At 62.6% G+C, this 13,929-nt stretch carries 14 protein-coding genes and 1 tRNA gene; 9 read left to right on the forward strand and 6 right to left on the reverse strand.

From position 1 onward, the window contains the following. Positions 1-202 precede the first annotated feature (202 nt). The 4 genes from E4S61_RS14180 to artA all read left to right on the forward strand — a co-directional run bounded on the left by E4S61_RS14180 (position 203) and on the right by artA (position 5,147). Complete coding sequence (locus E4S61_RS14180; RefSeq protein ID WP_135304580.1) at positions 203-655, forward strand: TIGR04206 family protein; 453 nt, start codon at positions 203-205, stop codon at positions 653-655. A 55-nt stretch (positions 656-710) separates the two neighbouring features. Continuing rightward, a complete protein-coding gene (locus E4S61_RS14185; protein ID WP_135304581.1) occupies positions 711-1,463 on the forward strand; it encodes a VOC family protein in 753 nt (250 codons plus the stop codon). Between the two features lie 345 nt (positions 1,464-1,808). Then, entirely contained in the window at positions 1,809-3,998 is a 2,190-nt protein-coding gene (locus E4S61_RS14190; protein ID WP_135304582.1) for a DUF7827 domain-containing protein, read from the forward strand. Positions 3,999-4,142: 144 nt separating this feature from the next. After that, positions 4,143-5,147 (forward strand): archaeosortase A, encoded by a 1,005-nt coding sequence (gene artA, locus E4S61_RS14195; RefSeq protein WP_135304583.1) that lies wholly within the window; start codon positions 4,143-4,145, stop codon positions 5,145-5,147. On the opposite strand, the gene dph5 is transcribed toward artA, so the two are convergent. Next, the gene (gene dph5 / locus E4S61_RS14200; RefSeq protein WP_135304584.1) at positions 5,144-5,914 is read right to left on the reverse strand and encodes a diphthine synthase; all 771 of its coding nucleotides are present in this window, start codon (positions 5,912-5,914) and stop codon (positions 5,144-5,146) included. The two genes, artA and dph5, sit on opposite strands and share 4 nt — an antisense overlap. Positions 5,915-5,989: 75 nt before the next feature. On the opposite strand from dph5, the gene E4S61_RS14205 reads away from it, so the two are divergent. Together E4S61_RS14205 and E4S61_RS14210 are read left to right on the forward strand one after the other, a co-directional pair. Then, positions 5,990-6,970, forward strand: coding sequence for a class I SAM-dependent methyltransferase (locus E4S61_RS14205; RefSeq protein WP_135304585.1), 981 nt, complete (start codon positions 5,990-5,992; stop codon positions 6,968-6,970). Positions 6,971-7,149: 179 nt separating this feature from the next. Continuing rightward, positions 7,150-7,223 (forward strand) — tRNA-Thr (locus E4S61_RS14210). A gap of 430 nt (positions 7,224-7,653) precedes the next feature. Here the strand turns inward: E4S61_RS14210 and E4S61_RS14215 are convergent. Both E4S61_RS14215 and E4S61_RS14220 read right to left on the reverse strand, forming a co-directional pair. Continuing rightward, a complete protein-coding gene (locus tag E4S61_RS14215; protein WP_135304586.1) occupies positions 7,654-8,325 on the reverse strand; it encodes a DUF4382 domain-containing protein in 672 nt (223 codons plus the stop codon). 118 nt (positions 8,326-8,443) lie between these two features. After that, positions 8,444-9,340 carry a DUF6920 family protein gene (locus E4S61_RS14220; protein WP_209309493.1) on the reverse strand — a complete coding sequence of 299 codons (897 nt, stop codon included), beginning with the start codon at positions 9,338-9,340 and terminating at the stop codon, positions 8,444-8,446. Between the two features lie 221 nt (positions 9,341-9,561). On the opposite strand from E4S61_RS14220, the gene E4S61_RS14225 reads away from it, so the two are divergent. Continuing rightward, a complete protein-coding gene (locus tag E4S61_RS14225; protein ID WP_135304587.1) occupies positions 9,562-9,867 on the forward strand; it encodes a DUF7562 family protein in 306 nt (101 codons plus the stop codon). Positions 9,868-9,877: 10 nt separating this feature from the next. On the opposite strand, the gene E4S61_RS14230 is transcribed toward E4S61_RS14225, so the two are convergent. From E4S61_RS14230 to E4S61_RS14240, 3 genes are all read right to left on the reverse strand, one after another. Continuing rightward, complete coding sequence (locus tag E4S61_RS14230) at positions 9,878-10,918, reverse strand: NAD(P)-dependent alcohol dehydrogenase (protein ID WP_135304588.1); 1,041 nt, start codon at positions 10,916-10,918, stop codon at positions 9,878-9,880. A 71-nt stretch (positions 10,919-10,989) separates the two neighbouring features. Next, positions 10,990-11,232 carry a DUF7385 family protein gene (locus E4S61_RS14235; protein ID WP_135304589.1) on the reverse strand — a complete coding sequence of 81 codons (243 nt, stop codon included), beginning with the start codon at positions 11,230-11,232 and terminating at the stop codon, positions 10,990-10,992. Positions 11,233-11,263: 31 nt separating this feature from the next. Next, positions 11,264-12,127 (reverse strand): cytochrome c oxidase subunit 3, encoded by an 864-nt coding sequence (locus tag E4S61_RS14240; RefSeq protein WP_135304590.1) that lies wholly within the window; start codon positions 12,125-12,127, stop codon positions 11,264-11,266. Positions 12,128-12,230: 103 nt separating this feature from the next. On the opposite strand from E4S61_RS14240, the gene E4S61_RS14245 reads away from it, so the two are divergent. Next, positions 12,231-13,607 (forward strand): hypothetical protein, encoded by a 1,377-nt coding sequence (locus E4S61_RS14245; protein WP_245180732.1) that lies wholly within the window; start codon positions 12,231-12,233, stop codon positions 13,605-13,607. Continuing rightward, positions 13,604-13,888: a DUF7410 domain-containing protein gene (locus tag E4S61_RS14250; protein WP_135304591.1), complete on the forward strand. Its 285-nt coding sequence runs from the start codon at positions 13,604-13,606 to the stop codon at positions 13,886-13,888. The genes E4S61_RS14245 and E4S61_RS14250 overlap by 4 nt, the downstream gene beginning before the upstream one ends. Positions 13,889-13,929 lie beyond the last annotated feature (41 nt).

Raw genomic sequence — 13,929 nt, forward strand, 5'->3', positions numbered from 1 at the left:
CGTGGTCCTGTCGACCCATAGGTATTCTGACTGTCAGTCTGTTCCCTATTGGCGGGGCTTCTGTCCAAGGTTGGCCGACGTAAGCGGATTGTGACATCTCTCCTGCGATAGGTGGTTTGCCTCGGTCACTATAGGGGCACGAAGCGAGTCACGCACGCACACGAACAACGACTTTATTCCCCCTCCGAATTCGGATATCTGTATGGTCGCTGGCCCTCGTCGTCGCTTTCTCGCCGTAGTGGTTGCCGGCCTCGTGCCGTGGACTGTCCTCTCTGTCGGCGGCGAGCTGACGATACTGTTCACCTTCGGTCTCTTCACGACGAGTCCGCCAGAACTGCTCCCGATATACGACTACTTCTTCCGGTTCACTCGGCGGCTCCCACGGTTCATCGAGTCGTGGGGGACGGGCGTCGTGTTGTATCTGTTCGCGCTCGCCAGCGCGCTCTCGGGGATCGTCTGGCGTGAGGACCCTCGAATAACTGCGCTCTCACTCGTCGGCGCGGCGCTCTCTCAGATAGGGGTCGTTCTCGGGTTCAACCGCCGCATCGGATACGTCGCTCTTCCCGTCGGAACAGTCGTCCTCCTGGGCGTAGCGTGGTGGTACTACTGGCCCCTGCTCCGGTTCTCGACGGACGAAGAGTCGGTCTCAGAGTGACCCGTCGCCCGCCGCGGGCGGTACTCTTTTCGCTCGTCCGGCCCACCGTCCGAACATGCTGACACTCGATCATACGATGATGCGCGTCGAAGACCTCGAAGCGTCCATAGAGTGGTATCAGACCTATCTGGACTACGAGGAGAAGAGTCGCTGGGAGGCCGATACGTTCACGAACGTCTTCCTCGGTCCGGAGGATGTCCACGACGAGGGGGCACTGCTCGAACTGACGTACAATCACGACGGGCGCGCGTACACGATGGGAGATTCGTGGGGTCATATCGCCGTCCGCGTCGAGGACGTCTACGACGCCTACGAGGAACTGATGGACGAAGGCGTCGAGGATTACCGCGACCCCGACTCCTGTGGTGGCTCGTACGCCTTCGTCACCGACCCCGACGGCCACGAAATCGAGATCGTCGAACGGGACCACGGCGCGAAGTGGTCGCTCGACCACACGATGCTGCGCGTCGAGGACGCCGACGAGGCTATCGGCTGGTACACCCGCAAACTGGATTACGAGATGTTCCGCCGCTCGGAACACGACAGTTTCGCGCTGTACTTCCTCAAGCCCGAGGGGGCGGCCGACGAGGCGATGTCGGTCGAACTCACGTACAACTACGACGGTCGGTCCTACGAGATGGGTGACGCATGGGGACACGTCGCCGTCAGCACCGACGACCTCCACGAGACGTGGGACGAACTACTGACGCGCGGTGCCGAGGACTACCGCGACCCGGAGAGCTGTGACGACCGCTACGCCTTCACGAAAGACCCCGACGGCCACGAGATAGAGATCGTCACCAACTAGCGACCACTCTCTCGCCCGGTAGAGCCGGTTTACCCTCGTTCTCTTTTCGGTCGACGATGCTACTTGGCACCACGTCTGACGGACGTATGACGAGATTTTGAAATGAACCACAAAGTGCTTATACTGCCACCATATCGCCTGTATCGGCTGAAAACTGGCGTGACATGTTCTCTCATCCCGCATATCTGACCACAAAACATTTATAATGTCCCGCTTTGGTTAGAAGCGTACCCCTACCCAAGGCGACAGAAGTGAGTACACGGGTTCGGTCTACGCGTGGTCGTGGTGACTGCGCACCGACCAAGTGGAAAACGGCTGACGCCGCCCGATAGCAACCAACAAACTATGACAGATACCAATACAAAAATTCGCAGCCTGTTCCTGACAGCGCTGATGGTCTTCTCGGTATTCGCCGGGACCGTCGCGCTCACCGGGGGCGCTGCGGCAGCGAACCTGTCCCCGGGGACTTTCTACAGCGGTCAGGAAGTTACGGTGGACAACCTGCAGAGTAACACTGACTACCAAGTTCGTACCGTTGACGACGACGACAACGTCGATTCGCTTCGACGTGCTGTCTCGACCGACGGCAACGGTGAAGTCACCTTCGAGCTCGACGGCCGCCTGAGCGAGGGCAACTTCGTCCTCGTCGAGGCAGACACGCAGGACGTCGTTGACCTCGACGGTGACAATACCGCAACCGCGGCCGATGACCAGTTCGAGGTCATCCCGCAGGACCTCACCGCTGAGTTCGACGACGACACGGCCGGCACCAGCGGTGACAGTGCCGACGTAGACTACGAAATCAGCTCCGACGTGCGTAACTCCTATAGCGTGAACGTCTCCGCAGAAGGTCTCGACGCTGACGAGCTCGAGAGCATCTTCGGTGCCTCGAACGTCAACCGGACGTTCGAAGACGACGACACCATCGAAATCGCCGACGCTGAAGGCGACTACACGCTCGACTTCACGGACGTCGACACTGGTAACTACACGTTCGAAGTGAACGTGACCGATGCAGACGCGTCCGACGCTGACACCATCGAGGTTGTCAACACGGACGACGAGAACGCAGGCTTCGCACAGTCTGTCACCGAAGAGCAGCGCGGTGACGTCGCCGAAGTCACGGTGCAGCTCGAAAACACCGATACTGCGATTGTGCAGATTGGTGACGAAGATAACGACGGTTACTACCTCACCACAGAGGTTGAGGACGGTAACGACGACGGCGAAGTCACCGTCGAGTTCAACACCTTCCTCGCTGGCGCTGCCGCTGGCGATCAGGTCGTCTCCCCTGCTGACGACGACGACAGCGTTGACGCTCTCTCCCAGGGTGGCGACTTCACCGACGTCAGCAACAAAACCGCTGGTGACGACATCCTCGCAGCTACCGACTACGACATCCTGGCTGCTGCTGGTTCGCAGAGCTCCGACGCCTACAACAGCACGACCGGCACCATCGAGGATGAGCAGTCCTTCGCGACGCTTTCGCTGACCGAGCGGTCCACCGACGGCCTGCAGGTCTGGACTGCTCCTGAAAGCTCACTCAACAACGACCTCAGCGATGCTGACGCCGCTGATGTCTACAGCCTCGTTGAGAGCAACAACCTGACGCAAACCGACACGATCGCTCAGGACGATGTCGCAGTCATCCAGGTCCAGGCCTCCGGTCTGGAAGGTGCTGTCGAAGCAGACTCCTACGCGAACCTGAGCGGTACTGCCTTCGAACACAAGATCGAGGCTGCCGCAGCGAACCCGAACTCGGACTCTGCCTCCGCTTCCGTTGCGAGCCTCTCTAGTGATGTCATCTACGACGAAGCGAACGACACGCACTTCGTCGTCATCGACAGTCAGGACATTACTGACGAGTTCAACCACGATGATGGTGACGAGTACGAAGCCAACTTCACGATGTTGGACGAGACTGACCTCAGCGAAGACGACGTCGAGGTCAACGACACCTTCACCATCGAGGACCGCGACGCGACGCTGAACAACGACGAGGACATCACGGTCGAAGCTGCTGACGGTCAAGAGGTCTCCGGTACGACGAACGTCGCACCCGGTACGGAACTGACCATCCGGATGCGCAGTACGACGTCCGGCAGTCCGTTCCTCGTCCAGCCGTCGACCTACGTCGGTGCAAACGGTAGCTACACGGCTACCGCGGACTTCAGCGACTACAGCCCCGGTGCGAACTTCACCGCACAGACCAAGCTCAGCGGTGACAACCTCGGCGACGAGGTTGACGGCTCCATCGTTGAGCAGGTCAACGACTCGGACAACGGTACCGCCACGCCGACCCCCGGTACTGAGACCGAGACGGCCGGTGGCCCGACCGAGACCGAGACCGGCGCATCGCCGACCGACAGTGGCACCATGACCGACAGTGGTACCATGACCGACAGCGAGTCGCCGACTGACGGCACTGGTGGCACCGAAGCGACGACCGAAGGTGACGGCCCCGGCTTCACGGCCATCATCGCTCTCGTCGCACTCGTCGCCGCTGCGCTGCTCGCAGTCCGCCGCGACAACTAACTAACGGGAACGTCCCGTCCCTGACTTTCACCCTTTCTTTGGCGCGCTACTCCGGTAGCGACGGCACTATCGCGAATGGGTTTTGCCCACACACGTCGGCACAACGACAAAGCATATAGGCCGGATTAGCCAACGTGGACACGAATGAGGCCTCCGCTCTTGCAGTCCACCGTGACCTTCGGCGGGCTGTCGTTCGACCCGCTCGTGTGGTCCGAACCGCTGATGTGGCTGGTGCTGTCGGCATTTCTCGGCAGCGCCGTGCTTATCCGGTACGACGAGGCGTGGGCGCGTCGCGTCGCCGTCTCCGGCTGGGGACTGTTCGCCCTATTCTGGCTGGTACTCATCCCGCACTTTACGCTGACGCAGAAGAGTTTCATCGAGGGCATCGGAAGCCTCGCGGCAGTTCCGCTCTCGCTGTACGCGGGGTATCTCCTCTGGAACGGCCGTGACTCACTGTTCGCGCTGACGCGTGCCATCGGCGTGATGGGCATCGTCTATGTTCCTTTCCTCACCATCGGGCCGCTCAGACAGTGGTTGGTCGAGGTTGTCACCGACCAGACGGCATTTCTGATGTCCCTGACGGGCGTCGACCCGCTGGTCGTCGACGGCTACTCACACAACGGCATCGAAATCGCGACGAAGCAGTACCCCTACGAGAGCACGTTCTGGTTCGATCACGAGGGCGGCCCGATCACGTACAACATCCTGCTCGCGTGTACGGGGATGGGAAGTATCTCCATCTTCGCGGGCGGGATTCTCGCGGTGTCCGCGCCGTGGCGGCGAAAACTGCGCGCACTGGCGCTGACTGTCTCGCTCATCTACGTCTTGAACCTGTTTCGGAACGTCTTCATCGCGGTCATGTTCGGCCAGCAGCGGATGCAGTGGTTCGAGGGGACTATCATGTCGCTGTTCGGTCTGAGCGACCCGCGGATGGTGTCGTACTACCTCGCCGACCGAATGCTGGCGCAGTTCGGCTCGGTCGTCGCGCTCGTCGTTATAACGTGGTTCCTCGTCCGCGAGCTACCGGAGATAACCGTCCTCGTCGAGGACCTGCTGTACCTCATCACCGGATCGGAGTACGACCTATCGAGTGCGTTCGACATCGAGCGGGAGACTAATGAGACAGTGACCCGGCCGAGCGACGACTAAGCGTCGGCAATCGCGTCGAGCGTCTCTTCTTCGATCGGGTGGAGTTCGCCTGGAATCACGAGCAGATGCAGGGGGTCGCCAAACGAGCGCGCTGCGAGTTCCGAGAGCGTCCCGGCGGCGACGGTCGGGTCCGGACTCCCGGCACGGGCGACGACGACGGCGAGCGTCTCCGGGAACTCCTCGGCAAGTAGCGTCGCGGCGCGGTCGGCCGTCATGTACGTGTCGTCGCTGTCGTCCCAGTGTGGGTCGTCGACCTTGATGTCGAGATAGACGAGCGTGTGGAGGTCACGCGAGCGGTTGTCCTCGATGGTCCGGACGACGCTGTCGGGGACGCCGTCGCCGCCGTGGGCGTGTTCGAAGGGGAGTGTCGTCGCCTTCCCGAAGCGGTAGTTCTGGAGTCCGGTCAGCGACCCGGCGGCGGTCTGTGCGGTCGTCCCGTGGACGACCCGTGTCTCGACGCCTCGCTCTTCGGCACGGAGGCGGAGGTCGGTGTGGGTCGTCGAGACCATCGTATCGCCCGCGGTCAGGAACACCACGTCCTCGCGTTCGGCGGCGTCGAGAATCGGCTCGGGATCCTGTTCGATACCGGCGCGGTCACGGACCTCGATATCGGTGCCGTGGAAGGCTTCGAGCGATTCGAGGTCAGTACCGACAAGGCGACTCGTGTAGAACTCCGCGAACACGCGGTCGGCCGCGTGGATGGCGTCACGTCCGGCGATAGTGACGGACCGTTCATCGTAGAGACCGAGACCGACGAAGGTGAGCATATCGACCGTCGGGTGGCGGCAGAGATAAAGGGCGCGAAGCGTCAGGCTTACCGCCCGCGCCGGGGGAGAGGAGGTATGGGCGTTCCAAGCGTTCGCGTCGCCCGCGAGGACGGCGAGGCGACCCGCACGCGACTCGCCGAAGCCGACCTCGTCGACGACGGCCACGATATCACGGTCGAGGACGAGTCGCTGTACATTCCAGTGACGGACCCGGCGGCCGTCCCCGACGAATTCGACGTCGTGGAGTTCGACGCGCCAGTCCGCGAGGGACAGACGATGCCCGCCGACCGCCTCGGATTCGACCCGAGCTACGAGCGAATCGGTGACATCGTCATCGTCGACGAGGACGACCCGGAGCGAGCGAGGGAAATCGCCGACGCACTCATGGCGTCTGACCTTCCCATCGAGGGTGTGTTGAACCGGGCTTCGAAGATCAAAGGCGAGACGCGCGTCCGTGATTGGGAAGTACTGGCTGGCGACACCACGGAAGTCGTCCATCGGGAGTACGGCTGTACGTTCGAACTGGACCTCGCCGAGGTGTACTTCTCGCCGCGACTCGCCACGGAACGTCACCGCGTCGTCGAACAGGTCCAGTCCGGCGAGCAGGCCTTCGATATGTTCGCAGGTGTCGGCCCGTTCGTGATTCCGTTCGCCAAGGTGGGCGCGACCTGCGTCGGGACGGACATCAACGAGGCGGCCATCGAGTACCTCCGCAAGAACGCCGAGCGAAACGATGTCGCCGACCGAGTGACCGCCATCTGCGGCGACGTCCGCGAGGTGGCGGCCGACTACGAGGGGTGGGCCGACCGGATGGTGATGAATCTGCCCCACAGTGCTGATGAGTTCGTCGAGACGGCGATTTCGCTGGCCGGGGACGACTGCACGCTTCACTACTACGATATCCAGTCGGACGACGACCTGTACGGTCCCGGCGAACGAGCGATACGGACGGCCGCCGAACCCGAGTACGAGGTCACAATCGAGACCCGGCGGACGGTTCGGTCCTACGCGCCGGGCGAGCAAAACGTCGTCCTCGACGTTCGACTGCGTCGTTGAGTGGCAAGCCAAGTGATCGGCTAAAACCCGCCGTTGAGCCGTCGCCACCGTGTGAATCAGTGTCTCGTCGCTGTCGATTCGCAATCCTTATTGTGGCTATCGGTACAACGTACGAGTGCCGAGTGACACACTGACGACGTGCTGTTGGCACGCGAGATTGGTCGTCGTGTGTCTGTCGCGCCGGTGTAGCTCAGACTGGCAGAGCGAATCCTTCGTAAGGATTAGGCCGAGGGTTCAAATCCCTCCACCGGCTTTCTACTGCGAACAGTTCGTGAGCAGCGAAAGCAGCCGTGGGATTTGAATCAGGGAGTGAAGCGAAGCGGAACGACCGTGGTTCACAATCCCTCCACCGGCTTTCTTCTGTCCAAACAGTAGTGACGACGAGCGCTATCTGAAGAGAATCTGAATGAGGGAGAGCGTCGCTCCATTGTCGTCGTGACGGCTCTACTTTCGAGAGAAAAAGTGTTCACCGCCCTCTGTGGCCGCAACTAGCGAGGCTTAGTCGGCGCTGTGGGGCGGCAGGAAGCCGCAGTTCAAACAGCCGGTGTGTTTCGTGCTCTGATAGCTCAACTTGGTACCGCAGTCCGTACAGGTGTACCGAACGTGTTTCATCAGCGTACACTCACTCCTATCTACACATATACTTTGCGTGAGTCCAGTTCACGCCCGCCGTGGCGTGGTACTCACGCAGTTCCGTTGGTCGTCGCCGTCACGTTCGAGGGGGTACTAGACCGTCGTTCGGCGGCCCCAGTCGGTTCTATCGGGACTGTCGTTCCGGATTCACTGATGACCGGTTTGAGGACGTACTTCCCGCTGTTACCTGCCTTTACGACCGTGATGTCGAAGACGAAGTTCACTTCGGACCCATCAGTGACGGTGAAGTTATCGTTCAGCTGCAGTTTCTCGCTCGGAAGTTTGACGCGGACGTGTTCGCCGTTTTCGAGCGTCGCATTCACCTCGCTGACGTGGACGAATACCTTCCCGTAGGTCGCGTTCGGGAGTCTATAGGCGTTGACGAGCGTGGCGTTTTCCCCCTGAAGCGTGGTCAGGTCGAGCGTGGTGTTGCCAGCGGAGAACTCGACCCAGCCACCGCTCTCGCCACCAGTCCGCTCGAAGCCGACGCGCGAGATAGTCACGTTGAGGTGTCGAAAGTCGCCGATAGCGTTCTTCTCGTCGCTGATGTAGAACGAGACTGTGCCACCAGTAGTCGCCGTCGTCGGAGATGGCTCCTCCGACGTTTCGGAATTGTCCATCGAAGCGGTCGGTGAACCGGGTGACTCGGAGATGCCGCCTGCGCATCCAGCGAGGAGGAGTGTTCCGACGACGAGCAGTACGTGAAGTGAATGACGTGGCATACGACTGTGGTGGCGGTCCCGGAACCTAAACCACGCCGACCGTTCGCCGACCTTCAATTCGTTCAGAACCGTTCATTCGTCGGCATCAGCGTCTCTGTCCGGTATCGGCCCCGACCCGTCACTTGCCAAGGTCGAAACCGAACTCGGTGATACGGCCGCGCCAGTAGGGCAGGTCACCACTCGGGAGGTTCCACTCGACTTCGCCGCTGATCGGGACGAGCATCCCGTCTCGCCGTTCGTAGTCCGCGAAGTGGCCGGTCCACGTCGCCCGTTCGAAATCGTCGCCGACCGCGCGGAACCGGTCCTCGGCGACGACGCGGTCGACTAGGTTCGCCTCGTCGAAGTGGAAATCGAGCGATACCGTCGTCCCGTCGTGAGTGAGCGTTGCCCGCGCCGTGTCGTCGTCGACCGGTTCCCACTGGACGCCGTTCGTGGGGAGGAGCGCAGTGGGGAACCAGACGGCTTCGGCGAGATAGCGGCTCAGTTCGCCCGCGGCCAGTTCCGGCGACGGTTCGGCGTCGGCCACCGGTACCGTCCAGAGCAGGCGAGCGGCGAGCGTCGGGACCCCGCCGACGTAGCTATCGACCACCTGTGTCGGGAGAACCGGCCCCAAGCGTATCGTCGCGTCCCAGACGAATCCCGGCGGAGAAACCGTGTAGTGTTGGGTCGCTTTCAATGGGTGCCACGACGATTCGTTATCGCCGAGTCGGAACTCGCCGCGTTGTCTCAGTCGTGCGGTTCGGATGTGTGGTTGGTCAGGGTCGAGTACCGTCTCGAAGTACCGGCGCGCTGGCTCGGGAACGTCGGCGTAGTCCTCGGCCGTGACGGTCCGAACCGACTGTCTGCCGACAGATTCCTCTAAGTCTTCGACCAACTGTGCGTGCCGCCGTTTCGTCTGTCGTCTGCTCGCGAGGACGGTCCCGAGCGACACACCGAGGAGGCCACAGAGGGCGGTTCGGACGGAGAAACGAGCGGGCCGGTCGCCGCCTCCCGGAACAGCGGGTTCGTCTGTCATCGCGATTCGATAGGCTCCCGAGTCAAAAATAGCTACGCCGGGATGAGCGTGGGAAGACCCGCGGCGTCTGCCTCTTTGGTACATAAATCGCCCTCACAGGTGGTGCAGTAGAGCGAGTAGATACGAGGCCGAACCATCGACTGAACGGTCCATGACACGAAGCCACCAGCGACCACGAACCGGTCCGGCAATCGAGCGTGCTTCCCGGGGAGGTCACTGACGTGTCCTTCCGGAACGCGTGGCACCGCGAGGACTCGACGGTCGTCTGTATCGCCTGCGGCGAGGCGGTCTCGCGCGACGACGCCAGAGAGTACGACAAGCACGGCGATCGCTGGGATAGAGACGAAAAAGAGTTCGAATACTTCTGTAAGCCCTGCGACCGAGCGCGCTCTCACAGTCCCCGACAGGGATTAGAGGACCGCCTCGTCGAGGCCGGTGCGGGAACGGTCGATCGGGCGACGTTCCTGCGCCGGTACTGTGCGCTTTCGAGGACGGGCGACGCACCGCCGGAAAACCGTCGTGGCTGAGAATTGGCGTCTACGGCGTGATGACGGCTCGGCCCTCGATCTCGCGGTGTTCCAGTTTCTCGGCGACGGTGTTGATCTCGTCTAAGCCATACTGCGTGGTGTGTAACTCGACGGCGTCGCGTTCGACCAGCGCGACGAGTTCCTGAAGTTCGGTGTAGCGGCCGACGATGTTGCCCTGATAGGCGAATTCGCCGTTGACCAGCGCCTGTGCGGGTTCGTGGATGTGGCCGCCGTAGCCGATGATGTGGTGGTCCCCTCCGGCCGCACAGATGTCTGGGGCGAGCTGGGTCGTCTCGTCAGCCCCGACAAAATCCAGTACCTGGGCCGCGCCGATGCCGTCGGTGATGTCCTCAATTTCGCTCGCCACGTCCTGGCTTTCAGGGTCGAGCGTGTACCGTGCGCCGAGGTCGGACGCGAGGTCGCGTGCGGACTCCTTGAGGTCTACGGCAACGATGTCGGCGGGGCTCATCGCGTCGAGACACTGAAGGCCGATGTGGCCGAGACCGCCGACACCGATGACGACGGCGGTGTCGCCGGGATTGAGGCCGTCGTCAGCCTTCTTGACGGCGTGGTAGGCGGTGATACCGGCGTCGGCGTGGGGCGCGATCGTCGTCGGGTCGATGTCGTCTGGAAGCGGGATGACCGACCGTTCGTTAGTGAGTAACTCATCCGCGAATCCGCCGTCGGTCGTCAGGCCGTTGAACGCTTGGTTCTCACAGTACATTGTCTCGCCCTGTCGGCAGGGACGACAGGTTCCGCAGGTCTGGACCGGGTGACAGATGACCTGGTCGCCTTCCGAGACCAGTGTTACTTCATCGCCGACGGCGACCACTGTCCCGGCGTTTTCGTGGCCCAACGTCAGCGGGAGGGGCTGTTCGACGTAGTCGGTCCACATTCCCTCGATGATATGATTGTCTGTCTGACACCAACCAGCGCCCGCGACTTCGACTACCACGTCGTCGCTGTTGGAGACCTGCGGTTCGTCTACCTCGTCGATAGAGAGTCCGTTCGCCATGTCGTCGGTGTACTCGTGGAGTCGTGCAGCACGCATAGCATGCCAATATGTAACGCACAGATAAAAGCATCCACCGTGGCAACCTGTTGATACGTCCCCCACCGTCGTCAGTGCGTCAACACCAGCACCTGCTCGTCAGTTCGGACGAGACAGATCGGGTTACTGGGTTTCCCAAAGGAGTTCGTGCGGTTCTCGCTGACGAACAGGCGGTCGAAGCGCTCGCCACAGGCCGGGCAGGCGAAGTCGTTCCGGTTCTCTAGGGTCATCGACCCGCGGTCCTGTTTGAGCAGCTTCAGGCCGTGACGGTAGTCGTGGACGTCGAAGCCGTCGCTGACGTCGAGTCGCTCCATGGAGAGAAGAATGCCGCGGGTCGCTTAAGGCTTAGACCAGGTTCGCGCCCATGTAGAGGACGACGACGAGGAAGATCCAGACGACGTCCACGAAGTGCCAGTACATCGAGGCCGTCGAGACGGAGGTGTGTCGCTCGGGGGAGTACTGCCCGTAGTACGCCCGAACGAAGACGATCCCGAGCAGGACGGCACCCATCGTGACGTGGAGTCCGTGCAGGCCGGTTAGGCCGTAGAACGCGGACCCGTATATGCCCTCTCCGATGGTGAATCCCTCGTGGACGATGAACTCGTAGTACTCATAGACCTGTCCGGCGATGAAGATGATCCCCAGAAGCAACGTCAGACCGAGCAGTTTGAGGAAACGCGAGCGCTTGCCGTTCAGCAGGGCGACGTGACTGTAGTGCAGCGTCACCGAACTGATAACTAGGATGACGGTGTTGACGATGACGAGCGACCCCCACACTTCCGGGATGGCGGCGTCCAGCCACACGTCGGTACCTCGAATCATGAAGTAGTAAACGAAGCCAGCGCCGAACGTCGCTAGCTCTGACCCGAGGAATAGCAGCATGGCGAACTTCAGCGTGCGTCCGGAGTGGCGGTTCGTCCCGCGTTCCCAGAAGTTCGAGACGAAGGCGTGATACAGCCAGCCGTAGATGCCGACCAGGAACAGGCCGACGCTGGCGACGGTGGCCGCGGCACCGATTGTCGTACTCACGAGCCCCGAGTCGCCCAGCGCGAGGACGAGCAGCGCCGCGCCAACGTAGATGCCCGACGCGCCGATGGCAGTGACGAACGGCCACCAACTCGCCTCGCCGAACCCATGGGGCCAGTCCTCCGTGGCCGGGAGGTGGTGTTCCCCGTGTCCGCTCTCCGTGTGTTCTTCCGGCAAACTCATATCGGCCTCTTATGGAGCGATTACTAAAAGCCCATCCACTTACTCGCGCGGGCCGCGCGTCGATGTCGGAAGCTACTCGGGAGCGAGTGACCTAGTGCCCTTGATGACAACGCGCCGACGCCCCACGGGGACGCTGGCGGGGATGGTCTTCCTGCTCATCGCTACCGGCACCGCGAGCGCCCACGGCGGCGCGCTGGCCGCCGGCGGCCGCGAACCGCTGACGATTCCGACGTGGCTGTTTCTCACTACTGGCGGGGCCGCCGTGGGGGCGTCCTTCCTGCTGGCTTCCTTCGTCACCGACCGCTCGTTCATCGAGCGCATCCACGACTGGGGTCACCCGCTCCGCGACGGCGGCGCGCGCCTGCCAACCCTGCTCGGCCGCGCGGTCGGTCTGGTGGGACTGGCCGCCGTCCTCGTCGTCGGCTTCGTCGGTCCCGATACCCCCCGAACCAACCTCGCTATCCTGCTCGTCTGGGTCGGCTGGTGGGCTGGACTGGCGATGACCACGTACCTTCTCGGTAACAGCTGGCGCGTCCTCAACCCGCTGACGACCATCGCTGCGGTACTTCCCTCGCTGGGACGGGACTACCCCGACCGACTCGGCGCGTGGCCGAGCGTCGTCGGCCTCCTCGCGCTCGTCTGGCTGGAGGTGGTGAGCCCGCTGGCTGACGACGCCGAACTGCTGGCGACGGCGGTGCTCGGCTACTCGGTGATAACTCTCACCGGTGCGGTGGTGTTCGGCCACGAGACGTGGTTCGCCGAGGCCGACCCCGTCGAACGCGTCTTCCGGTACTACGGCCGCGTCGCGCCGGTCGCCCGCGACGAGAACGGCCTTCGACTTCGGCTGCCAGGGATGGACCTCTCGACGCCGCGGCTAGTGGACGGGGCCGACGAGGTGGCCTTCGTCGTTGCCCTGCTCTGGGTGACGACCTACGACGGCCTCGTGACGACGCCCGCGTGGCGCGACCTGACGACGCCGCTGGTGGCAGCGGGATTCCCCCCGCATCTGCTCTATCCGCTCGCGCTCGTCGTCGGCTTCGCGCTCTTTCTGGGCGTCTACCGACTGGCCGTGCGCGCGAGCACGCGGGTCGCCGAGACGTATCTCGCACCCGCCGAACTCGCCGAGCGGTTCGCGCCGCCGCTGTTGGCCATCGCCGCCGGCTACCACCTCGCACACTATCTGGGCTACTTCCTCTTTCTCGCGCCGGCGCTCGGGACGGCCGCCCTCTCGCCGCTGTCGAGTCCCGCGACGATGCCCGTCTACCAACTGCCGGGCTGGTTCGGCGGCCTCGCCCTCGCCGCCGTCATCGTCGGCCACCTCGTCGCCATCTGGGTCGCTCACGCCGCTGCCTACGACCTCTTTCCCAGCCGCTTGCAGGCCATCCGCTCGCAGTACCCCTTCACCGCTGTCATGGTGTTCTACACGATGACCAGCCTCTGGGTCGTCTCCCAACCGGAGGTGCCCCTGCCTCACCTATGAACTCCGAACGACCGGACTACGACCTCGACTACGAGTACGACGTGCCCGCCGACGCCCCGACCTACGACTGTTCCTACTGTGGCCGCCCGTTCGCCCGCGAGGAGTGGCGCACGCTCCACTACGGACTGAAGCACCCGTCGCAGCTGAACGACGAGGAAGTGCAGGCGTTTCGGGACGTCTACGGGGACGAAGAAGACGACCTCGGGACGTTTCGGTTACAGGCGTTGGCCGCGCTAGTGGCGATCTACTTCTGCCTCCTCATGGTCTACGCGCTAGTTTGAGCTTGCTTCGTCGGCAATTGCGCGTGTTCGGTCGTCTCGAC

Origin of the sequence: Haloarcula amylovorans (assembly GCF_004681185.1) — an archaeon.
In the GTDB taxonomy this organism is placed as follows: Archaea; Halobacteriota; Halobacteria; order Halobacteriales; family Haloarculaceae; genus Haloarcula; species Haloarcula amylovorans.